Below are 22,613 nucleotides of genomic sequence, written 5' to 3'. Positions count from 1 at the left end.
TGTCGATCACGTAACTGTTCGGCTCGCTCGAGGCGGTGGACTCGATCATAATCGACAGTATGCAAATCGGTGAAACGTTTCGCTCCGATCGCACTCGAGCGACATGGAGGATGACGGCGGAAAACGACTACGCTATGACGACTTTTCGTACGTGTGTGAACGAGTCGGATGCCGCCCTCGATTCGAAATCCTTTTTTAGACGATCGACCGAGGTAGAGATGCGCCGCCTTAGCTCAGACTGGGAGAGCACTCGACTGAAGATCGAGCTGTCCCCGGTTCAAATCCGGGAGGCGGCATGTTTCAAACCGGTGAGCGTAGCGAACCGGTGTAGAAACTCCAACGACCGGATTTTACGCGATTTCCATTCGAGAGGCTTACGCACTCGATTGAAGATCGAGCTGTCCCCGTTCCCGCGAGCGTAGCGAGCGGGAAGTCGAAAGACGAGCGCCAGCGAGTCTTTCGGAAGTTCAAATCCGGGAGGCGGCATGTTTCAAACCGGTGAGCGTAGCGAACCGGTGTAGAAACTCCAACGACCGGATTTGAACTAGACTGAATTCCTGTGGGCGAAGTGAGCAGCTTCTCATACGGTTTGCTGTGCCGCTGTACCAGTGTAACCGCAAACTGTGCGACGATTGCACCGTCAAATCGTGCAGGAACCCGTACCAACTCCGTCACGTACGGCGTCGATGCCGCACGTGCGATCGTGCTCGACGAAGACGTGACGTCCGTCCTCGAGGTGACGGCGTTCGGCGGTGCGCTCGACACGATCGTCCCACCCGTCGCCGTTCTCGTTGGTTTGGGGCTCGCGTTCGGTGCCGGAGCCGTCTACCTGCTCTCGAGGGCCTCGATCTCGGACGTTCGGTAACGGAACGAGCGGGATGCAGGGGAACGCGCCGCGTTGCAGCCGCAATAAGGCGTGGATCGGTTCTGTTCGGGGAGCCGTACCCGTCGGAGACGGTTGACCGTCGTGTCGTGTTCGACTTCCCGAAAGACGCCGACGATCAGTACGCACGGACCGTGATGAGTCGTCACCGGCCGATCGCGAAACGACGGGCGAGCGGAACGGCTCGGTCGGATGGAACCCGGACGGAACGCACCCCAGTCTCGGGGAGTGTCACTTCCAACTGATAGGGACGATCGTCACAGTTCAGAGCGTCGGAACACGGGACCAAGCGCCGTGGACGAGTCGAGGACCACGAAACACGCGGTCGGCGACGATAATTCCTTGAACCATCGAGACGAAACGGTCACCCATAAACCGACCGTGTTCTACGACACTCGTTGGCCACCTCCACCTTCGACGCCAGTCGATCGACGTTGTCAAACGGCACCAACGACTACCCTGTCACGATGGATATTCGGTTTCTCGGCGGCGCTCGAGAGATCGGCCGGAGTGCGCTCGTCGTCGACGACAGACTCTTGCTCGATTTTGGGATGGACTCGGGCAACCCACCGTCGTTTCCGATCGCCGACGTCGATCCCGAGGCGGTGGTGGTGAGCCACGGCCACTTGGATCACGTTGGCTCGATCCCCTCGTTGCTGTCTGGCGAGGCCCGCCCACCGGTTCACTGGACGCCGCCGACGCGCGATCTCACAATGCTGCTGGCTCGAGACACGCTGAAACTCCACGGCGGGACCTACGACTGCCCGTTCACGGAGGCCGAACTCGCCCGGCTGACCCAGGTTTCGGAGACCCACGGCTACCGCGAGTCCTTCGAGGCCGCGGGCTACGAGATCACGTTCTTCGACGCCGGCCACGTCCCCGGGAGCGCCCACGTCCTGATCGACGACGGCGACACCCGCCTGCTCTACACCGGCGACTTCCACACCGAAGACCAGCGCCTGCTGTCGGGCACGACGGCCAGACCCGACGCCGACGTCGTGATCTGTGAGAGCACGTACGCCGACACGACGCGCGAGCCCCGTCCGGAGATCGAACGCGCGTTCGTCGACCTGCTCGAGCGAACGATCTGGGAGGGCGGCACCGTCGTCGTCCCCGCGTTCGCGATCGGACGCACCCAAGAGGTGTTGTGCATCTGCGAACGGTACGACCTCGAGTGCTACGTCGACGGGATGGGAACCCGCGTCGCGGAACTCCTCTTGCGCGAGCCGAACCGCGAGTTCCTGCGTGATTCCGACCTCCTCCGGCGCGCGAAGGGCAACGCCCGGTTTGTCGACGGCCGCGACGGCCAAAGAGAGCGGGTCGCCGAACAGAACACCGTCATCGTCACCACGAGCGGGATGCTCCACGGCGGACCGGCGATGACCTACGTCCCCGCGGTTCGGGACCACCCGGCGAATACGATCGCGATGACCGGTTACCAGGTTGAGGGAACGCCCGGCCGGGACCTCCTCGAGACCGGGAGCGCCGAGATCGACGGCCGGATGATGCGCGTCAGCGCCCGTGTCGAACAGTTCGACTTCTCCGCACACGCGGACAGCGAGGGACTGCGCTCGTTCCTCGAGTCCTACCGCGAGTCGACAGTGCTGATCAACCACGGCGACCGTTGTGAGACGTTCGCCGACGAACTCCGTTCGGGGGGGTACGACGCGAGCGCGCCCGAACTCGGGGAGCGACTCGAGGTCGGTTGACCCCTCGAGGGCCGCTGACGTGGGTTCGAGGTCAGCTGACGACGACTCGAGGCCAGTGACCGACTCGAAGGCGACCGATACCGCCGTCGATAGCCACCGTCGGTCGCCGCCGTTCGAAATACTGATATTGGACTGGCATCTCGAGGGCAACCATGAATATCTTCTTCAGCGGCTCGATCCGCGGCGGTCGAGACGACCGCGACCTGTACGTCGACCTCATCGAGCACCTCGAGGACCACGGCACCGTCCTCACCGAACACGTCGGGAACGAGGACGTCGAGGAGATGGAAGCGGAGGCGGAGCTCACCGACGACGAGATCCACGACCAAGACGTCGAGTGGCTCCAGCAAGCCGATATCGTCGTCGCCGAAGTGACCACGCCCAGCCTCGGCGTCGGCTACGAACTCGGCCGCGCGGTCGCCTGGGAGAAACCGGTACTCTGTCTGTACCGTCCCGGCGCGGCACACGAACTGTCGGCGATGGTCCGTGGAAACGACGCAGTCGAGGTCCTCGAGTACCGCGACCTCGAGACGGCGACCTCGAGAATCGATACCTTCGCCCGGCAACACAGCTGAGTTCTCCACCTGATCCCGGCGATCCCGTTCTCGCGTGCAAAATCTCTGCTCCCTGCCCTCACTCCGCCGCCGACCGCTCGCCGGTCGGCTGGAGTTCCTCGTCGACCAGCGTCTCGTAAGCCCGCCTGAATCGTTCGGAGAGCGCCTGATGGGAGATACCGAGTTCGGCCGCGAGTTCCTCCATGGAGATGCGCCGGGGGATCTCGAAGTAGCCGTACTCGAGGGCGGCCTCGAGGGCCTCCCGCTGTTCCGGCGTCAGCCGGGTCTCGGGTTCGGCCCTCTCACTCACGTCGGTCACCCGGCGGAGGTCGGCGTTGATGTCGCGCTCGACCAGTCGATCGTAGGCGTTACACAGCGCATCGCGGTCCGGAAACCGGATCCGTACTTGCCACCAGCCGTCGGTCGCCCACGCCTCAAGCAAGGAGCCGCCGTCGGCGAGAAGTGGGTCACAGAGGCGATCGATTCCGGACCCATTCGTGAAACTCACGTCGAACAGCAGCCGGGAGCGCGTCTCGACGAGGAGGTCGTATCCGTCTACGGAGGGATCCGCGTCGAATGCCGACTCGACCCGCTCGTGGTCGACCCCCGAAACCCAGAGGCAGGGCCGGGTCTTCGACACTGACGACTCGAGTTCGAACGTCGCATCTGGCGCGTGCTCGAACGCAGTCTCGAGCGTCGTGTCCGGGACTGGGAACCGGAGCTCGGCTATCGTCGACATCACGCCTCGTACATCGTGGGGACGTAAAAATCGCTGTTCACGACACGTTGAGAGTCTCTACTACGTATAATTTCACTCGAGACCGTCGCTCTCGATCGCCTCCTGGAGATCGTGGACGCCGGCTTTCGCCGTCCGATCCGGGTTCGCGAGGACGCGAATCCGTTGCTCGCCGAGCGGGACGAACTCGAGATCTAGCCGGTCGGCCGTGTCGGCGAGTCCGAGACCGGCGTCGGCGTCGCTTTCGATCACCTTCCGGGCGGGGCTCTCGTGGGCACGCAGTCCGAGATCGAAGCCGTCGACCGCGTCGGCCAGGTCCCGTTGGCTCTCCTCGCGGTCGTCGGCCAGGTCCTCGAGCGCCCGCTCGACGCTCATCCGGAGGCCGGAGTCGGCCGTCCGGTTGATGAATCGGAGATCACGATCGATCAAGTCGGCCACCCCTTCGATTTCTTCGGGGTTGCCGGGTCGGACGACCAGTCCCCACTCGCGGTGCCAGTCGCCGATCGCTTCGGCGTCGACTTCGCGGTCGAGCGGTCCGGCGACGACGGCGATGTCGGGGACGCCCTCGCGGAGCTGCCGGAGGGCGGGCCGGCTCCCAACCGAGAGATATCGCGGGCGCTCGAGTCGGTCGAGCAGTTGGTTCAACGTCGGATCGTCCTCGCCCACGCCGAGCAGCGTCGGCGGCCGGACGTCCGGCGAGAAGAGTCGGACGTCGACGGCTTCGCCCGCCTCGAGGTAGTCGGTGTCGGCGTCGACCGAAACGACGCCGTCGGCCTCGGCGAGACTGGTCGTCGCGCCGCTTCCCTTGTCGACGGGGTAGACCAGGAGATCGGTTTCCGGGTCCATCCCGGGACTCCCTCCGCCATCACCACTCACGGGAGCGACTTCGTCGGGTCCGGTTTCGACCAGCCCGACGGGCATCAGGCGGAGTCGTCCCTCGCCGTAGCGTTCCTGGCGAGCCAGCTTTCCAGTAACGGTCGCGGATTCGGGTTCCGGAAGCCCGGCGGCCTCGCGGATCGCCGGCGCGACGAACGTCCGGAAGACCATCATCGCGGAGACGGGGTAGCCGGGGAGGCCGACGTACGCCGAGTCGGCCAGCCGACCGACGAGCATCGGCTTTCCCGGCTTGACGGCGACGCCGTGGACCAACAGTTCGCCCTCCTCCTCGATCACCCGGTAGATGACGTCGACGGCGCTCGCACTCGTCGATCCCGAGGAGAGCACGAGATCGCACTCCTCGGCGGCCTCCCGAAGCACGCGTTCCATCTCCTCGCGGTCGTCGCCAGCGTGGGGGTAGAGGACGGCCTCGCCGCCGGCGTCCTCGACACCCGCGGCGATCGTGTAGCTGTTGACGTCGTAGATCTCGCCGCGGTCGCTCGCCAGATCGTCGCCCGGCCGGACCAGTTCGTCGCCCGTCGAGACGATCCCGACTCGAGGCCGGGCCCGGACCGGCACCTCGTCGATCCCGAGCGCCGACAGCAATCCGATATCGCGGGGCGTAACCTGCGTCCCGGGGCCGAGCGCTCGTTCGCCCGCCGCGACGTCCGCGCCGGCGAACATCACGTTGTCGCCGGGGGCGACGGCGGTCCGAATCAGCACTGCTTCGCCGTCCGTCTCGTCGGTTCGCCCCCCCGTATCCACTTCGTCGGTTCGCTCTACCGCGCCCGCGTCGTCGGTTTGCTCCACCGGGACCATCGCGTCCGCACCCGAGGGCATCACCGCTCCCGTCGAGATTTCGACGGCCTCTCCCTCCGCGACCGCCACGTCGGGTTTCTCACCGGCGTGGACCTCGCCGACGACCTCGAGGCGTGCGGGGTCGGCCTCGTCCGCGCCGAACGTCTCTCGGGCCCGAAGGGCGTAGCCGTCCAGGCTGGCCCGGTCGAAGCCAGGAACGTCGAGTTCGGCGTCGAGCCGTGCGACGAGGACGCGACCACGGGCGTCCTCGAGCGGGACGCGGTCGATCCCGCCCTCGAGCGACAGCGATGCGATCGCCTCGTGGGCCGCTTCGGGTGAGACGAGGTCGCGAAACTCCTTTCGATCCATACCTGCCCTTCGGGTGGCGACGCTAAAAACGTCGGTCGTCGCCGTCCCATATTCGATCCGGTGATCGAGGATCGGTTCGCCGAACCGCTACACTCACTTACGGCCGGACGCATAGTTGACATATGCTTTCGCGAACCCGACCCGGTCGGATCGGCACGCGCCGGAGGCGGTCGCTGTGATCGACGAGACGGAGGAACTCCTCACGGAGATCGGTTTCGACGCCGAGACGAGCATACTGACCCGCAGACAGGCGCAGGTGCTCGCGTTACGCGAGCGCGGTATCTCCCAGGCAGACATCGCCGACGAACTCGGGACCTCCCGGGCGAACGTCTCCTCGGTCGAGTCGAGCGCTCGCGAGAACGTCGAGAAGGCCCGCGAGACGGTCGCGTTCGCCGAAGCGCTCCGGGCACCCGTCCGCGTCCGTGTCCCCGAGGGGACGGACCTCTACGACGTTCCCGAACTCGTCTACGAGGCCTGTGACGAAGCCGGCGTCAAGGTCGATTACACGGCCCCGGATCTGATGAAGGTCGTCAGCGACGCCGCCGGCTCGGCCGTCTCCGGTCGACAGATCACGACGCCGTTGATCGTCGGCGTCACGTCCGATGGGATGGTCCGCGTTCGACACAGGGAGTGATCGGCGTTCTCGAGGCCGGGTTCCACACACAGACACCGGCTTCGCGCACAGTCACGTCTCTCGGTCAGGACGCGATCATCCGCCGAGTGCGGTGACGTCGCCGCCGTGTGACGCCACGTAGACGACACCATCGGAAACGACAGGGGGTGTCTGGGTCCCCCCGAAGACCATGTCGTCGATCACGCGCTCGTCGAACTCGTACGTCCACCGTCTCTCGCCGTCCTCGCCGAGACATATCGCAGTCGAGTGATCGGTGACGACGACCGCGTCCCCGACGACCGAGGGCGCGTTCACCCGCGACCGGCCGTCGAGCGACCACGCCTCCGTTCCGTCGGTGTCGAGCGCCACCAGGCCGTCCGCCGTGGGTACGTAGAGGCGTTCGTCGGTCGCTGCGATCGACTCGGGAACGTCGTCCCCGACGGACGCGACCCACCGCGTCTCCCCGTCCGCTGGCTCGAGTGCGTACACCGTCCCGCCTCTCGAGCCGACGTAGACGGTGTCGTCGACGGCGATCGGCGCGCCCCACACGCGGCCGTCGGTTTCGACCCGCCAGCGCTCCTCGCCGGTGGCAGCCTCGAGCGCGTACGCGGCGTGTTCGCTGCCGCCGCCGACGTAGACGGTTCCGTCGGCGACCGCGGGCGTCGTCGCGTACTGGCCGACCTGAACGCGCCAGCGTTCGGAGCCGTCCGTCGCCTCGAGGGCCACGACGTCTTCGCTGTTCAGGGAGCCGCCGACGTAGACGACGCCGTCGGCCAGCGTCGGCGCGGAGGAGACGTCGACGTCCGTGATCGCTCGCCACCGCAGACTCCCGTCCTCGAGGTCGACCGCCGCGACCCCACGATCGGTGTCGGGGCCGCCGTTCCACGCCGTCACGTACGCGGTGTCAGACGTCACCGCCGGCGGCGCATCGAGGCTGTGGCCGATGTCGGCTTCCCACCGTTTCGATCCGTCGTCGGCGTCGAGGGCCACCAGGTTGCCGGCAGTGACGAGTACCTGTCCGTCGGCGACCGAGAGTCCGCCTTCGGTCGGCGACAGCTGCGTCTGCCACTGGACGGCATCGTTGGACGGTGCACGAGCGTCGGCGACGCCCGCGTTCCCTGCCGTGTACTGGAACTGCGTCGTCGCGGTCGTATCCTCGGGCGGGCCCGCATCGGGTTCGGTGGACACGCTGGAATCGTCAGTAGAGGCCTCATCAGGCTCGTCCGTGGCGGGATCTTCGGAGCCGTCGTCCGTTCCGCCGGCGTCGCTCGAGGGGGCGTCGCGCCGGCCGAGACACCCCATCAGGGTCGCCGGGAGCGTCACCGCTGTCGTCGAGAGGAACGTTCGTCTGGAGGGCACGTTCGTCGAACACTGGACTCGGCGTACACTTTTATTTACGGATCAGCCCGACTCCGTCGGTGCCGGGAAGCCGTCACGCCGAACCGACGACCGAGGCGAACAGATCGGTGTCGAGACCGGGGCGGGGGTATCGCAGTGTCGAGACCGGGGCGGGGGTATCGCAGTGTCAAGACCGGGGCGGGGGTATCGCAGTGTCAAGACCGGGGCGGGGGTATCGACATCAAATACGATCGGGCGGCTGGCTGGTCGCGAATCGTAACCCTCTCGACCCCCCTCGAGCGACTGTGGCGTGTGTACGGCCCAGTCCAGATCGCGGGATACGCCGCCCTGGTGGTGACGCCCGTGGCGTTGGTTCTCAGCGCGCTCGCCGGGCGTCCGGAGGTGCAGGTCGGGACGGTCGGCGTCCAGGCGGGAATCGTCCTCGTCGGTGGCGTCGCCGCCGTCCTCGAGTCCCGACGCACGTTCGGCGGCTCCTCCGTCGACGCGTCGGGACTCGAGGAGACGGGGTTCGACGAGACGGACGTGATCGACGCGATCGCGGTCGTCGTGGGTGCGGTCGTCACCTTCCTTGCGAGCGTCTCCCTCGGTCTGGGACCGGTGGTCGCCTCCGCGCTGGTCGGGGTGCTCTCCGGGGTGTTCGTCCCGCGAGTCGCCGTTCCTGCCTACTGTGGCTCGTTCGTCGGCATGGCCTCGCCGGCGGCGTTCCCCTCCCTCGAGTACGTCGCCGCAGCGGGCGCGATTTCGGGGGTGGCGTACGTAGCCACGACGGAGTCGTTCGACGGCGTTGGCGGAAAACTCGGCACGATCGCGCTCTGTGGCTGTCTGGCGACGGTCGTACTCACGGGCCTCGAGTACGGAACGCCGACTGCGCCCCAGTGGGGAATCGCCGCGGTGGTCGCGGCGGTCGCGGTCGTCGCCGCGGTCGCGACGCTACTCGCAAGCGTTCGACTCGAACTCGGGGCGGTGGTCGCCTCGGGCCTGACCGGCGTCGTCGCCGGGATCGGGTTTCCCGTCGCAGGAATCGGCGTATCCGTCCTCCCTCCGGAGACGGCGTCGACGCTCGCTGCGGTCGCGTTCTGTGCCTCGTTCGTCGGCATGTCGAGCGTCGATCGGCTGTCGACGGCGGGCGTCGCGGGGGCCGGCGGGCTCTCCGGGTTGGTCTTTCTCGCGGTCACGCCGGCGGTCACCGGAGCGGGCGGAAAACTCGGAACGATCGCGTTCGTCTCCTGTCTCGCCGTTCTCGGCGCGCTCGAGCTGTCTCGAGTGGCGGATCCGCGACGAAACGGCTCGACCTAGTCGGCCGAAATTTCGCAGGTACCATCGTAGGCGACGTCCTCGACCGACTCGATCTCCGGGTCCTCGCCACAGACCGGACAGGCCGGATTCGATCGGTACTCGACCGTTTCGAAGCTCAGTTCCATCGCGTCGTACATGAGGAGACGCCCCTCGAGCACCTCGCCTTTCCCCAGCAGGTACTTGACGACCTCGGTGGCCTGGATACAGCCGACGGTACCGGGGAGAACGCCGAGAACACCGGTGGTCGCACAGTCGGGGACAGTGCCGGGTTCGGGTGCCTCGGGAAAGAGACACCGGTAACACGGCGATCCGTTCGGTGCGCTGTCTCCGTCGCCGCCATCCCTGTCGCTTTCGCCCACGTCGCTGTCGGCTCCCTCACCGCCCCCGTCGCCGTCCGCACTCGAGCGGTCGTTCGTGAACGTCGTGATCTGGCCCTCGAAGCGGTAGATGGCGCCGTGAGAGAGCGGCGTCCCCGTGAGCACGCAGTGGTCGTTGAGCAGGTACCGCGTGGCGAAGTTGTCGCTGGCGTCGAGGACGACGTCGTAGTCGTCGACGAGGTCGGCGACGTTCGCCGTCGTGAGCCGCGTCTCGTGGGGTTCGACGTCGACATCGGGATTGAGCGCTGCGACGTAGTCGGCCGCGCTCTCGACTTTCGGCCGGCCGACGTCGGCGTCACCGTGGACGATCTGGCGCTGGAGATTCGATCGTTCGACGGTGTCGTCGTCGACGATCCCCAGCCGGCCGATGCCGGCGGCCGCGAGGTACTGGATCGCCGGCGAGCCCAGTCCGCCCGCGCCGACGACGAGGACGCTCCCCTCGAGCAGGCGTTTTTGTCCCTCGGGGCCGATCTCGTCCATGATGACGTGTCTCGAGTACCGATCGAGTTGGGTCGCATCGAGGCGTAGGTCGCTCATATGCCGACCTTGGGCCGAGAGGGAGAAAAGACCGCGGGTCGGTTCGTCTGGCGAGGAGACGACGGGGAACTCCTGGCCCCTGACCCATGTCACCTTCTCACACGATTCCGGCAGCGTTTCGGTCGACCCAACGATTTAATACTGTGGTGTGCGATACCATGACTATGGCATCCTCACCCAACGGTGCCGGCGACGTGTTTGACCAGTACCTTACCGACCGCGGTCACGCTGTCGAACGAGTAGGGTGGGACCAGGAGTATAACAAGAAACAGTGTCCGGAGTGTGGCGGACTCCACGATACCTCCGCGACCACGTGTACCGTCTGTGGGTGGGAGCCGACACGGTAACTCAGACGGTCGTCGGTTCGTCTTCTGACGTGTTTTTCATCGCTACTGTTCGGTACAATTATTATAGAGCACTCATCACTATCCCAACGAAGAAGGACAATGCCGAAATGCCAGAACTGCGGCGCGTTCGTGACGGACGCTTACGCCCGCGTGTTTACCCCCCGCAACGTCGACGACCCCCGCGTCTGTCCGGAGTGCGAGGACAAGATCCGTGACGGCGCCGACGTCCGATCCGCCCGCTCACCGCGGAATCCGTAACTATTGTTCGCCGGCAATCGGTATCAACGAAAACCCACGTCACTTATAGGTATCGCGCCCTTGAACAGCTACAATGGCTACTACGGAGACGAAGGTGACCCGGCTGTTCGGTGGTCCGGGAAGCGGGAAGACGACCGCGCTTCTCGACCACGTCGAAGAGATCTTAGAGCAGGACGATGTCACGTTCCGGGACATCCTCGTCGTTTCGTACACGCGAGCCGCGGCACAGGAAGTTCGTGAGCGACTGGCCGAGCGACTCGACGAGAGCCCGCGAGCGTTGCAGGGCAACGTCTGTACGATGCACGCGAAGGCGTACGATCTGCTCGATCTCTCGCGAAGCGACGTCATCGGTGAATCCGAGAAAGAGGACTTCTGCGAGGAGTACGGCCTCGAGTTCGAAGACGAGTACAGCGGCGCCGGCCGCCGAACCGCCCGGTCGACGACGATCGGGAACAAGATCATCGCGACGAGCCAGTGGCTCCAGCGGACCCGCCGGGAAGTCTCCGATTGGTACGACGTTCCGTTCCAGTGGGACGTCGAGGAGGTCCGCCTCCCACCCGAGATCGACCCCAACGCCCAGGAGGGCAACAAGTACACGCCGACCTGGCCCGCCGCCGACGACCGGACCGACGTCCCCGAAGCGATCCGTGCCTGGCGCACCTACAAGGGCGAACAGGGCAAGATCGGCTTCGCCGATATGTTAGAGCGAGTCAAACAGCGTTCGCTCGTTCCGAACGTCGAGTACCTCGTGATCGACGAGTTCCAGGACATCACTACCCTCCAGTACGACGTCTACGAGGAGTGGAAACCCCACGTCGAACAGGTTCTGATCGCCGGCGACGACGACCAGGTCGTCTACTCCTGGCAGGGTGCCGATCCTGCGCTCTTGCTCGAGGAGGAGGTCGACGACGACGTCATCCTACCGAACTCCTACCGATTGCCGTCGAACGTCCTGAACGCGGTCAACCAGGAGATCCGACACATCGACCAGCGCCAGGACAAGGACCTCAATCCACGCAAGGAAGGCGGCGCAGTCGAGGCCCGCCGGAACGCATCGATGCTCGACGTCGTTCGGATGGTTCGGCGGACGCTGGTCGACGGCGACAGCACCATCATGGTGTTGTTCCGTGCCCGGTACCAGATGTTCCAGTTCATCGACGAGTTCATCACCGAGGGGATGCCGTTTACGTCGCTGACCGACCAGCGGCTGTGGACCGACCGGCTCACCCAGTACGTCCGGGCGGTGGAAGCGATCGATGCCGGCGAGGACGTCACCGGACTCCAGGCTCGTCGACTTGCCGATATGCTCCAGGAGTCGGCGTTCGGGAGCAACGAGCGCGACGACCTCTTCGACGAGATCGACGAACGCCAGGAAGACACCGGGATCGACGACCTCCAGGAACTGCTGATTCCCGGCGAGGTCATCGAAGATCACGCGCCGTTTATGCCCGGCCCGGCTTCGGCGGCCGACATGGTCCGGAAGGTTACTAACTTCCAGAAGAAGAGCATCCGTTCGTACTTCGCGATCGGCGAGTATCAGGGGATGGATACCGACCGAATCCGCGTCGGCACCATCCACTCCGCGAAGGGGCGCGAGGCCGACCACGTTATCGTCGGCACCGACCTCACCGAGAAGGTCGTCGAACAGATGGTCGCAACGGTCGACGATCCCGAGGACGTCCCCGGCTGCGAGGAGTTCACCAAGACCACCTCGCCCGTTCCCGTCCTCACCGACAACGAACGTCGTGTCTTCTACGTCGGCATGTCTCGAGCCCGCGAACGACTCGTCCTCCTCGAGAACTTAGTCGACGGCGCGCCAACGCTCCCGATCGACGTCCTCTTGCACAACCGCCTCACCGAGACGCCCCTCGAGGAGCTGATCGAGCGGGCCCAGGAGCCGGAGTCGACGACGGCCGACGAGATCGAAGCCGAAGCGACGTGATCGACGGAGCCGACCGTGCCGGGAGTCGACGACTCACTCCCGATGCCCTCGGTGGGACGTTACTGTCCGAACTCGACTCCCGGGAAGCAACGGCGTTCGTCCACGTCGGCCCCGTATGTGATCCCGACCTCGCGTACTGTCGGATCGCCGACTCGGGATTCGAAGACGACGGAAGCACCGCCGAGACCCGACAGACGGCGATCGCCTTCGACGGCGAGCGGTGGGACCGCGAGTCGGCCACCTCGTCGTCTCACCCGGCGAAACGACTCGCCGAGACCCTCGCGGATCGATTCGCGGACGGAACGATCCTGACCCCCGCACGGATCCCGCACGACGCCGCGCTATTTCTCGAGAACCGGGGCTTCGCGCTCGCCTCGACGGACGTGGTCGCAGGCGCTCGAGCGACGAAGACGCCATCCGAACGCGAGCGGATCGCGAGCGCCCAGCGGGCCGCAGGCGACGGGATTCGACGGGCGGCGGCGATCCTCGCGGACGCCGTCGTCGAGGATGGGCGACTCCTCGTCGACGGAACGGCGACGACGGTCGATCGACTTCGTCGCGAGATCGACGAAGCGATCGTCGCCGCCGGTGTGTTTCCGGCGGGCAACACGAGTGTCGACGCCGGAGCGACCGACACCACGGATCGTCGATCCAACGAGCCGACGGCAGCCCGATCCGACGAACCGACGACGGTCCGACCCGGCGAACCGATCGTGGTGTCGGTTGCCCCTCGTGGCCCGACAGGCTATCACGGCGGAGTCGTCCGAACGTTCGTCGTCGCCGGCGAGGGTGGGCGGGAACGCCGCGCTCACGTCGCCGTCACGCAAGCGCTTCGCTCGAGCCGAGCGATGCTGACGGCCGATTCGGCGTCGGTGACCGCCGTCGAGGCCGACCTCGAGGCCGAGATCCGCGCGTTCGGCGAGGACGGCGCGATCGAGACGCGGGTGTCGGGCGTCGGACTCGAGCCCCGCGAACGACCGTCGGCCGGCGAGGAGACGGTCGACGTCGGGAGCGTCGTTCGACTCGATGCGGCCGCCCAACTGGCCGATGGGGCGTGGGTTCGGGTGGCGGACCTGCTCGCGAAGACCGAAAACGGAGTGGACTACCTCGCCGCGCCGTCGCGGTCGCTCGAGCCGAGAAACGTCCTCGAGTGATCGTCACGAGCAACACGCCGAAGACGGCCGCGAGCAGTGCAATGGTCACCCGCTCGTGGTTCCCGTCGAACAGGATACACCGCTTGAGCCGATTCTCGACAGGAGCCACGGACAAAAAGGACGGCGGTCGTTCCAGCGGTCTGGCGGGCCGGTCAGTCGGTCGTTACTCGACCGATCGCGTCGGCCGCCACTCGGGCTGCACCGACGACTCGCTCACTCCTCGTCGTCAGAGTCGGTCGTTACCGCGCTCGTGATCCGCTTTGCAACGGCGCCTTTCACGTCGGTCGGTGACGAAAGCCGTTGCTGGGCGACGACGAGTGCGACCGCGAGCCCGACCAGGACCGAGCCGGTGAGCGTCTCGCCGCGAACCAGCAGAAACTCGAGGCCGGCGAGGGCGGCGGGGATCGCGAGGACGAGCGAGCCGGCCAGTTTGATCGTATCGAGGATACCTGCCATCGGAGTTCGATAGCGCGGGCGGGTGCAAAAGCGCGGCGGCTCCCCGCCATCAGCCGTGAGCCACGCGCGAGTTGCATAACGAAAACGTGATGCGTGCCTTTTTCGGAACGTCTTTATTCCTCGGCTGTGACCACCGCGTATGTTCACGGGAATCGTCGAGGAGACGGGCGAAATCCTCGACCGGACGCGGACCGAGGACGGCCTTCGACTGCGGATCGGTGCCGACGACGTCGCGATGGGTCTCGAGGACGGACAGAGCATCAGCGTCAGCGGTGCCTGCCTCACCGTCGAACGTTCCGAGGAGGGGGAGTGGTTCGAGGTCTTCCTCGCGAGCGAGACGGTCGACCGGACCTACCTCGGCGAACTCGAGGCGGGCGAGGCGGTCAACCTCGAGCGGGCGATGCCGGCCGAGGGGCGCTTCGACGGGCACGTCGTCCAGGGTCACGTCGACGCGGTGGCGACCGTCTCGGACGTCGAGTCCGTGGGTGAGGATTGGTTCTTCGAGTTCGAACTCCCCGAGGGATACGAGCGCTACGTCGTCGAGAAGGGGTCGATCACCCTCGATGGCATCAGTCTCACCGTCGCGGCCCTCGAGAGCGGGGCGTCTTCGACGCCGCGAACCGAAGGCGGTGAAACCGCCGCAGCTGGACGCGTCACCGTCGCGATAATCCCCACCACGTACGAGCTGACGACGCTCTCTGCGAAAGAACCCGGCGATCCCATCCACCTCGAGGTCGACGTGCTCGCGAAGTACGTCGAACGGCTGCTCGAGGGCCACCTCGAGTAACCGAGACGCTCGAGGCCGACTCGAGTTCGGAAAAGCGGTTATCGTCTACGTGCCGTTTTGCTTCGCATACGCCTCGAACTCCTCGCCGAACAGCAGGAAGTAGGCGGTGCCGACCAGCCCGATCACCGTCGCGATGGAGAAGGCGAGCACGGGCGACCCCTCGAGGATCACGTCACCGGTCAGCGGGTTCGAAAAGCCCGCCCAGATGAGCCCGCCGATCGCGGCGCTTGGGATGACGATCAGGTTTCGCACGAGGTAGTACGAACCGGTCACTCGGCCCCCGGCACCCATCTCGGCTGGCCCGACGATCAGCGCCTTGTGGGCGGGCAAGCCGGCGAACCGAAGCCCGGAGAACGCAAAGAGCACGGCGAGGGCGAGGGCGCTCGCCGGCGCGGTGATCAGCAGGATCGGAAAGATCGCGTACACCGCGAAACCCAGCGCGACGACGGGTTTGAGTCCGACGCGCTCGGCGACGTTCGCCGACGGCACCATCACCAGCAAGGCGACGAGCATCTCGAGGCCGAGCAAGAGTCCGAAGTACGCCTGTGGCGACAGCGAGTCGCCCGCGACCGGAATCGAGAACGGCAACTCGAGGCCGACGCCGAGAAACTGGGTGACGACGAGGACGAAGAAGATGTAGACCATGCCGTTGGCAAAGCGCACCAGGGTGTCCGCGACCAACAACGGACGCAGTTCCTCGGGCATCTCCCGCAGATCTCGACGAATCCGGGCGATCCCCTCGAACTGCTTGCCGAAGCTATCGCCACTCGAGTCGTAGAGGACGTGCTGGGCGACGGTGCCGACCACGCCGAAGACGATGGCGACGCCGAGGATCCACTGGAACGCGGTGATTATCTCGGCGGCGACCGCGTCGCTCACCCCGACGTCGGCCGCCTCCGCCGGGACGTCGATCGGGAGGAAGAAGGCGGCGGCGATCAGCGGGCCGATCAGGAACGCCAGCCGTCGAAAACTTTCGGTGCTGGCAAAGCCCGCGGCGAGTCTCGAGGGCGGGACCGCCTGTTTGACGATCGCGTAGGTCGCGCCGAGGCCGAACGATTTCCAGGCCTGCGAGAAGATCAGGCCGACGAAGATCAGAACGATCGCGAGCGAGACGGGGCCGATCGTGACGTCGGAAACGAGCGGAGCGGCGAGCCAGACGCCGAACCCGAGGGTCGAACAGAGCCCGAAGACGGTCAGGGCGTACCGCGAGCCGATGCGATCCGAGATCGCTCCGCCGGGATAGGGGTAGACGGCAGCGATGATGTTCCCGAACGTTCCGAACAGCCCGATGACGAACGCGCCCGCACCCAGCGCCACCATGTACTCCGGAATGTATCGGTTGGTCATCTGAAAGCCAAGGCTGAACGCGAACATCGCCAACGAGAGCACGATGACGTCGCGCTCGAGCGCGAAGAACTGTCGGTAGGCGTCGAACGGATCAGGCTCCTCCTCCGGGGCGTCCTCCTCGATGCTCATGCGGGTAGCTGACCGCTCGGGGGCATTATTCTTCGCGTTCGATACGTTCGACATTTCGTCGAACGAGGTGGTTTCAGCGTCGAACGAGCCGGACTGATTCAGACGGTCTCCTGTGCGTCAGTACCGCCGCGTCCAGGACCTTCGCTTCGGGTGTGGCGGTACACAGGGACAGCAGTCCTCTCATACGGATTGCTGTAGCGATTTACCGGTGAGACCGCGGTCCGGGTCGCGGTCTCACCGGAAATGATCTACAGTAAACCGTATCAGTGCGTCGCCTCGTCGAGGACGAGGGTGTCGTCCTCGAGGTAGTGTTCGATGTGGTGGGCGTGTTCTTCGATCGTCTCGAGCTGTTCGCGGAGCATCTCGCTGGTCGCGTAGTCACCGAGGTTGTCGGCGAGTTCGATGTGCTCGCGGTAGCTCTCGATGATGTTGCCCATCATCTCGAGGTCGTTCGAGAGCGAGGTTCGAACGTCGTAGACGTCCTCGTCCTCGGGTTCGACGGTCGCGTTCTCGGCGAGCGTCGTCATGCTCGCGTGTGGGACACCGCCCAGCGCCTGGAGCCGTTCGGCGAGGTCGTCCGCGGCGTCCTCGACGTCCTCGTAGACCTCCTGGAGAAAGACGTGGAGCTCGAGGAACTCCGCACCCTCGACGTTCCAGTGGTGTTTGTGAAGCTGGTGGTAGAGGACGTACGCGTCCGCGAGGTCCGTGTTCAGCGCGTCGACAATCTGTTCGGCCTTTCCGGGCTCGAGTCTGAGTGCGTTCTCTTCGACCGTCCCCGCTTCCTGTCTGACTGTTTTCTGCGTGTTCATCACGGTCTCCGCTTGGACGTCCATCGTCTTAAAACCCATCAAAATACCAATATTTCGTATCACCTGAAACTCGGACGGGCGTTGGAACGAATCGGACGGATCAGAACAGGTACAACAATGTGTCTCCCCCCATTATGTATTATATATTATGTTTCTTGTCGCATCCAGTACTGCGGGTTCGATCGGTAAACGTCTGCGACGACAAAGGACAGTATAAAGACCGGCCGGTCCGTCGTGGGTGACATGACGACGCTCGGAACGGCGAGCGCGGAACCCGGTGAGATCGATACGGGCCGTCTCGAGGTCGGCGAGACCAGGGACGGAAGCTCGTTCGGTCTGCCCGTCGCCGTGATCAACGGCGCCGAGCCCGGAAAGACGCTGTACATGCAGGCGGCGAGCGACGGCGACGAATTAAACGGCGTCGGCGTCATCAGTCGGGTCGTTCCCCGGCTCGATCCCGCCGAACTCTCCGGGACGATCCTGATCGTCGGGATCGTCAATTATCACGCGTTCCAGGTCGCCGAACACCGAAATCCGATCGACGATACGAAGATGAACCGTGCCTACCCCGGCAACGAGAACGGCACCTCGAGCGAACGGATCGCCGCGGCGACGTTCGACGTCGGGACTCGTGCGGACCTGATCCTCGATCTCCACCAGGGCTCGACCAGCCGGATGATCGACGAGGTTCGGGTCAGATGCGGGAAACGACACCGCCTCTACGAGGACTGTCTCGAACTCGCGAAGGCCTTCGACTGCGGCTACGTCCTCGACCAGAAAGGCCCCGACGGACAGCTTGCACGTGCGGCCCCGGACGAAGGCGTGCCGACGGTCGATCCCGAACTCGGTGGCTGTGTCGGCTGGGACGAAGAGAGCATCCGCAAGGGCGTCGACGGCGTGTTCAACGTCCTCACGCACTACGGTTTTCTCGATGGCACCTTCGAGTTGACCCGCCAGACGCGGGCCAACAGCTTCGAACAGTACGGCGCACCCGGTGGCGGACTCGTCCGGTTGACGAAGGATCTCGGCGATCGAGTCAGCCGCGACGAGGTGCTGTTCGAGTTGACGACCCCATTTGGCGAACCGAAAGACAGCGTCACCGCCGATACCGACGGGATCCTGTGGCGGACGCGCAGACTCCCGCAGGTCGCAAGCGGCGAGTACGTCTGCTCGGTTGGCACCGACGTCGACTCCTACTGAGATGCCGTCCGATCTCACCTGTCCCGCCTGCGGGGCGACCTACGAGGCCGGTTCCGACGAGCCCTGGCGCTGTGCGTGCGGGAGTCCCCTCGAGTTCGTCGATCGGCCGTACCCCAGCGGCGATCCGCTCCCGCTGTCGAGACTCGACACGAGCGAGGGGCTGTGGACGTTCTTCGAGTTCCTCCCGATCGAACAACACGTCACCTTCTACGAGGGATTCACCCCGCTGGTCGACGCTCCCGACTGGGACGCCTCGTTCAAACTCGAGTACGTCTTCCCGACCGGCTCGTTCAAAGACCGCGGCGCGACGACGACGCTCTCCCGGGCGGTCGAACTCGGCGTCGAGAAGGTACTCGAGGACTCCTCGGGCAACGCCGGCGCGTCGATCGCCACCTACGCCGCACGGGCGCGGATCGAGGCCGACATCTACGTCCCCGCGGACGTCAAACAGTCGAAGCTGATGGCGATCCAGCGCGCGGACGCCCGCCCGGTCCGGATCGACGGGGGTCGGAGCGACGTCACCGACGCCTGTCTCGAGGCCGTTGAAGGCGACCGCGGCGATACGGAGGACGACGGGGCACCGTTCCAGACGGGAACGGGCTGGTACGCGAGCCACGCTTGGAACCCTGCCTTCTACGCCGGGACGATGACGTTCGCCTTCGAGGTCGCGGCCCAGCGCGACTGGACCGTTCCCGACGCGCTCGTCCTCCCGATCGGTCACGGAACGCTGTTTTTGGGCGCGTATCGAGGCTTCTCGCTGCTCGAGGAAGCCGGTATCGTCGACGAGATACCGCGATTGCTCGGCGCTCAGGCCGCAGGTCACGCACCGATCGTCGAGGCACTCGGTCGCCAGGCCGTCGACGAGGACGGAGCCGACGCCGACATTGCGGATGGAATTCAGGTCGCAGCACCCGCTCGCCGGGAGGAACTCCTCGAAGCGGTCGAGTCAACCGGCGGCGACGTCATCGCGCTCGGCGACGACCCCATCGAGAGCGCGCTCGACCGACTCCACCGCGACGGATTCTACGTCGAGCCGACGTGTGCGGTCGCGCCGGCGGCCCTCGAGGAGTACCGCGAGATGGGAACCCTCGACGGCGACGAGGACGTCGTCGTTCCGCTGACCGGGAGTGGACTGAAGACGCTGTGATCGGCGTCGACATTCCGGCCGTTGACGATGATCTCTGTCAGTTGTGGCAATTTCTTCAGTACCGACCAGTAGAGATGATGATTTAGCTCCCCGAGGTAGTAATTGAGTATAATCTTTAATTGTGTTGGATACGTGGGACGGGATATGTGCTCGCTCGACGACCGAATGGTGCGATTGATCACGGACGGGACGAACCGCGCGGTTCTCGAGGCTCTGGAGGATGCCGACGCCCCGCTTTCGATCGACGAACTGGCCGCGGAACTCGTCTCCCGAGAGGCGTTCGTTTTCGACGCACTCGAGTACGACGAGCGCCTCGAGCGCGCTCGAATCTCACTCTATCACGCCCGCCTGCCGAAACTCGACGAAGCGGGGCTGGTCAAGTACGATCCCGAGACGGCCGTCGTCTCCCGGGGGATGCTCGCGCCGGTTTCCGCCCAGTGGGAGGAGATCGAACTGATCGGCGAGTTACTCTCACGATTCGAGACGGGTACCGGAGACGAGCGGAAAATCGGCGTTCTCGAGGGACGAGACGAGGTCTACGAGTACGCTCGCGAACTCGCGGAGAGAGCGGACGAGGAGCTGTTTCTGATCTACACGTCCGGGGAGTTACTCGACGAGGAGTGTCTTCCCCACGCCGAGCGGGCGATCGATCGCGACGTCGACTTTTATGCCGGTGTGAAAGATCGATCCGGTCGGCAGTTTTTCGACCGACAGCTTCCGGAGGCGACGGTCTGGGTGCCTCAACTCGACTGGCTCCACGATCCGACCCAACCGCCCACGATCAGTCGACTCGTTTTCGTGGATCGAGAGACCGTCGTCGTCGGCCTCTGGGAGGAGGACGACGACGGGAGGAAAACCGAAATCGGAATGGTCGGCGACGGGCGGGCGAATCCGCTCGTGACCCTCGTCCGCGAACTGCTCGGCCCGCGACTCGACCACCTCGATTACCAGAGCGATCAGTTTCTCGACGAACTCCCGTTCGAATCGTGACGGCGGACTGGTGGCTGGATAGCCTCGTCCTCGAGAGGATTCGTGAGGACAGCCACCGGCGACGAAACCCGACATTCCTTTACTCCCGCCCTGAATACGGGCGGGTATGTTCCTCTCCCTACGAACTGAGGTCGAGGAGGCCCTCGAGGGGGCGCTCGCCGAACTCGAGTACCCCACGGACGATCTCGGGATCGAAGAGCCGCCCGAGGACGTCGAGAGCGTCCTCGCCTCGAGCGTGGCGTTTCGACTCGCAAGCGAGGCGGGCGCGCCGCCGCCACGGGTCGCAGGCCAGGTCGCCGATGCGATCGACGTCGACGAACTGACCTACGTCTCCGAGATTCGTACGCAGGGTCCGTATCTCAACTTCCTGCCGAGCGACGCCTACTTCGCGGAGACGCTTGCGGCCGGCACCGAGGAGACGTACGGCTCGCTCGCGGACCGCGACACGTCACTCGTCGTCGAACACACGAGTGCGAACCCGACAGGCCCGGTCCACGTCGGCCGAGCGCGCAACCCGATCATCGGCGACGCGGTCGCGAACCTGCTGGATTTCGCCGGCTACGACGTTTCCCGCCACTACTACGTCAACGACGCCGGCCGCCAGATGGCCGTCTTCACCTGGGCCTACGAGACGTTCGACGAGGCCGACCTCGAGAGCGACCCCGAACGCGACCGCATCGAGTACGACCTCGTCCGGTACTACCGGAAGGGGAACCGCTTCCTCGAGAACGCCTCCGAGGCCGAGGTCGAAGCGGCCGAAGCCGAGATCGACTCGATCATGCAGGGACTCGAGGCCGGCGACGAGGAGACCTACGAGCGGGTCAGCGAAGTCGTCGATCAGGTGCTCTCGGGGATGAAGACGTGTCTCGGCCGACTCCCCGCGGAGTTCGACGAGTTCGTCAAGGAGACGCGCTTTATGCGCGACGGCTCAACCGACGACGTCGTCTCCAGACTCGAGGACCTCGACGACGCGGTCTACGAGGAGGAAGCCTGGCAACTCGACCTCGAGTCGTTCGGCATCGAGAAGAACCTCGTCTTCCTGCGTTCGGACGGCACCTCGCTGTATCCCACTCGCGATCTGGCCCACCACGAGTGGAAGTTCGACAACTACGACCAGGCGGTGACCGTCCTCGGCGAAGACCACAAACTTCAGGCCCGACAGATCAACGCGACCCTCGAGTTACTGGGCAACGACACCGACCAGCTCGAGCAGGTGCTTTACTCCTACGTCAACCTCCCGGAGGGGAAGATGTCGACCCGCCGTGGAACCGGCGTCGACGTAGACGATCTGCTCGACGAGGCGATCGACCGCGCGCGAGAGGAGGTCGAGACCAGACTGGACGATCGCATCCGCGACGACGACCTGGACGAAGACGATATCGAACGCATCGCCCACCAGGTCGGGATCGGTGCCGTTCGCTACGACATTGTCTCCAAACAGCCGACGAAGGCGATCACGTTCGAGTGGGAGCGTGCACTCGACTTCGAGGCCCAGTCCGCACCGTACGTCCAGTACGTCCACGCCCGCTGCTGTGGCATCTTGGAGGAAGCCGGCTTCGACGTCGAAGCGGGCGAGTTCCCCGAGGCTGACGTCGACGCGGACTTACTCGAGACGCCGGCGGAGCGAGCCCTCCTCGAGACGATCGCGCGACTGCCGGCGGTCGTCGACGAGGCCGCCGACGACCTAGAGCCCCACCAGATCGCGACCTACACACGGGAGTTCGCCGATCGGTTCAACGCGTTCTACCGCGAGTGTCCGGTGTTGGCCGACGACGTCGACCCCGACCGCCGCGAGGCGCGACTCGCGCTCGTCGCCACCTCGAAACACACCGTCGCGAACGCGCTGTCGATCCTCGGCGTGGCTGCACCGCGTTCGATGTAGCGTCATGATCGGCACTCGCCGTGGTCTCCCGGAAAGAAACAGCGAGCCGCCGTTCGTT

The 22,613-nt window shown here is 65.4% G+C and carries 20 protein-coding genes, 1 tRNA gene and 1 pseudogene; 15 read left to right on the top strand and 7 right to left on the bottom strand.

Going from position 1 to position 22,613, the window contains the following annotated elements:
* Window positions 1-222: 222 nt before the first annotated feature.
* The 4 genes and pseudogenes from GRS80_RS02320 (at window position 223) to GRS80_RS02305 (ending at window position 3,167) form a co-directional block, all read left to right on the top strand.
* Window positions 223-296 (top strand) — tRNA-Phe (locus GRS80_RS02320).
* 368 nt (window positions 297-664) lie between these two features.
* Window positions 665-865: pseudogene (locus GRS80_RS02315) on the top strand (ABC transporter permease); the annotation flags it as partial.
* 485 nt (window positions 866-1,350) lie between these two features.
* Window positions 1,351-2,592, top strand: a complete 1,242-nt coding sequence (locus GRS80_RS02310) for an MBL fold metallo-hydrolase (protein ID WP_160046151.1) — start codon at window positions 1,351-1,353, stop codon at window positions 2,590-2,592.
* 152 nt (window positions 2,593-2,744) lie between these two features.
* Complete coding sequence (locus GRS80_RS02305; protein ID WP_160046150.1) at window positions 2,745-3,167, top strand: nucleoside 2-deoxyribosyltransferase; 423 nt, start codon at window positions 2,745-2,747, stop codon at window positions 3,165-3,167.
* Between the two features lie 58 nt (window positions 3,168-3,225).
* On the opposite strand, the gene GRS80_RS02300 is transcribed toward GRS80_RS02305, so the two are convergent.
* Window positions 3,226-3,885, bottom strand: a complete 660-nt coding sequence (locus GRS80_RS02300) for a helix-turn-helix domain-containing protein (RefSeq protein ID WP_160046149.1) — start codon at window positions 3,883-3,885, stop codon at window positions 3,226-3,228.
* Window positions 3,886-3,957: 72 nt separating this feature from the next.
* Complete coding sequence (locus tag GRS80_RS02295; protein ID WP_160046148.1) at window positions 3,958-5,925, bottom strand: molybdopterin biosynthesis protein; 1,968 nt, start codon at window positions 5,923-5,925, stop codon at window positions 3,958-3,960.
* A gap of 115 nt (window positions 5,926-6,040) precedes the next feature.
* Between GRS80_RS02295 and GRS80_RS02290 the strand changes: the two genes are divergently transcribed.
* Complete coding sequence (locus tag GRS80_RS02290) at window positions 6,041-6,559, top strand: Tfx family DNA-binding protein (RefSeq protein ID WP_149080785.1); 519 nt, start codon at window positions 6,041-6,043, stop codon at window positions 6,557-6,559.
* Between the two features lie 75 nt (window positions 6,560-6,634).
* On the opposite strand, the gene GRS80_RS02285 is transcribed toward GRS80_RS02290, so the two are convergent.
* On the bottom strand, window positions 6,635-7,897 hold the full coding sequence (locus GRS80_RS02285; RefSeq protein ID WP_160046147.1) for a PQQ-binding-like beta-propeller repeat protein: 1,263 nt from the start codon (window positions 7,895-7,897) through the stop codon (window positions 6,635-6,637).
* 291 nt (window positions 7,898-8,188) lie between these two features.
* Here GRS80_RS02285 and GRS80_RS02280 point away from each other — a divergent pair, with 291 nt between their 5' ends.
* On the top strand, window positions 8,189-9,193 hold the full coding sequence (locus tag GRS80_RS02280) for a hypothetical protein (protein ID WP_343161412.1): 1,005 nt from the start codon (window positions 8,189-8,191) through the stop codon (window positions 9,191-9,193).
* On the opposite strand, the gene GRS80_RS02275 is transcribed toward GRS80_RS02280, so the two are convergent.
* Window positions 9,190-10,107 (bottom strand): ThiF family adenylyltransferase, encoded by a 918-nt coding sequence (locus GRS80_RS02275; protein WP_160046146.1) that lies wholly within the window; start codon window positions 10,105-10,107, stop codon window positions 9,190-9,192. The two genes, GRS80_RS02280 and GRS80_RS02275, sit on opposite strands and share 4 nt — an antisense overlap.
* A 164-nt stretch (window positions 10,108-10,271) precedes the next feature.
* On the opposite strand from GRS80_RS02275, the gene GRS80_RS02270 reads away from it, so the two are divergent.
* From GRS80_RS02270 to GRS80_RS02260, 4 genes are all read left to right on the top strand, one after another.
* Complete coding sequence (locus tag GRS80_RS02270; protein ID WP_149080789.1) at window positions 10,272-10,454, top strand: HVO_0416 family zinc finger protein; 183 nt, start codon at window positions 10,272-10,274, stop codon at window positions 10,452-10,454.
* A 99-nt stretch (window positions 10,455-10,553) separates the two neighbouring features.
* Window positions 10,554-10,712, top strand: coding sequence for a hypothetical protein (locus GRS80_RS20265; protein ID WP_200840305.1), 159 nt, complete (start codon window positions 10,554-10,556; stop codon window positions 10,710-10,712).
* 73 nt (window positions 10,713-10,785) lie between these two features.
* On the top strand, window positions 10,786-12,654 hold the full coding sequence (locus tag GRS80_RS02265; protein ID WP_160046145.1) for an ATP-dependent helicase: 1,869 nt from the start codon (window positions 10,786-10,788) through the stop codon (window positions 12,652-12,654).
* Window positions 12,651-13,808 carry a M24 family metallopeptidase gene (locus GRS80_RS02260; protein WP_200840304.1) on the top strand — a complete coding sequence of 386 codons (1,158 nt, stop codon included), beginning with the start codon at window positions 12,651-12,653 and terminating at the stop codon, window positions 13,806-13,808. The genes GRS80_RS02265 and GRS80_RS02260 overlap by 4 nt, the downstream gene beginning before the upstream one ends.
* 213 nt (window positions 13,809-14,021) lie before the next feature.
* Here the strand turns inward: GRS80_RS02260 and GRS80_RS02255 are convergent, their stop codons facing one another.
* Window positions 14,022-14,264 carry a hypothetical protein gene (locus tag GRS80_RS02255; RefSeq protein WP_160046144.1) on the bottom strand — a complete coding sequence of 81 codons (243 nt, stop codon included), beginning with the start codon at window positions 14,262-14,264 and terminating at the stop codon, window positions 14,022-14,024.
* 139 nt (window positions 14,265-14,403) lie between these two features.
* Here GRS80_RS02255 and GRS80_RS02250 point away from each other — a divergent pair, with 139 nt between their 5' ends.
* Window positions 14,404-15,051, top strand: coding sequence for a riboflavin synthase (locus GRS80_RS02250; RefSeq protein ID WP_160046143.1), 648 nt, complete (start codon window positions 14,404-14,406; stop codon window positions 15,049-15,051).
* 45 nt (window positions 15,052-15,096) lie between these two features.
* Here the strand turns inward: GRS80_RS02250 and GRS80_RS02245 are convergent, their stop codons facing one another.
* Together GRS80_RS02245 and dpsA are read right to left on the bottom strand one after the other, a co-directional pair.
* Window positions 15,097-16,527: an MFS transporter gene (locus GRS80_RS02245; RefSeq protein ID WP_160046142.1), complete on the bottom strand. Its 1,431-nt coding sequence runs from the start codon at window positions 16,525-16,527 to the stop codon at window positions 15,097-15,099.
* A gap of 263 nt (window positions 16,528-16,790) precedes the next feature.
* Window positions 16,791-17,336, bottom strand: coding sequence for a DNA starvation/stationary phase protection protein DpsA (dpsA, locus tag GRS80_RS02240; protein WP_149080826.1), 546 nt, complete (start codon window positions 17,334-17,336; stop codon window positions 16,791-16,793).
* Between the two features lie 243 nt (window positions 17,337-17,579).
* Here dpsA and GRS80_RS02235 point away from each other — a divergent pair, with 243 nt between their 5' ends.
* From GRS80_RS02235 to argS, 4 genes are all read left to right on the top strand, one after another.
* A complete protein-coding gene (locus GRS80_RS02235) occupies window positions 17,580-18,536 on the top strand; it encodes a succinylglutamate desuccinylase/aspartoacylase family protein (protein WP_160046141.1) in 957 nt (318 codons plus the stop codon).
* Window position 18,537: 1 nt separating this feature from the next.
* The gene (locus GRS80_RS02230; protein ID WP_160046140.1) at window positions 18,538-19,683 is read left to right on the top strand and encodes a threonine synthase; all 1,146 of its coding nucleotides are present in this window, start codon (window positions 18,538-18,540) and stop codon (window positions 19,681-19,683) included.
* Window positions 19,684-19,827: 144 nt separating this feature from the next.
* Window positions 19,828-20,673 (top strand): ArsR family transcriptional regulator, encoded by an 846-nt coding sequence (locus tag GRS80_RS02225; RefSeq protein ID WP_160046139.1) that lies wholly within the window; start codon window positions 19,828-19,830, stop codon window positions 20,671-20,673.
* A 106-nt stretch (window positions 20,674-20,779) separates the two neighbouring features.
* On the top strand, window positions 20,780-22,555 hold the full coding sequence (gene argS, locus GRS80_RS02220) for an arginine--tRNA ligase (RefSeq protein ID WP_160046138.1): 1,776 nt from the start codon (window positions 20,780-20,782) through the stop codon (window positions 22,553-22,555).
* Window positions 22,556-22,613: the final 58 nt, after the last annotated feature.

Origin of the sequence: Natrialba sp. INN-245 (genome assembly GCF_009807105.1) — an archaeon.
Taxonomy (GTDB): Archaea; Halobacteriota; Halobacteria; order Halobacteriales; family Natrialbaceae; genus Natrarchaeobius; species Natrarchaeobius swarupiae.
The sequence above is the reverse complement of the archived record's forward strand: the minus strand, read 5'-3'. Positions and strand labels throughout refer to the sequence as shown.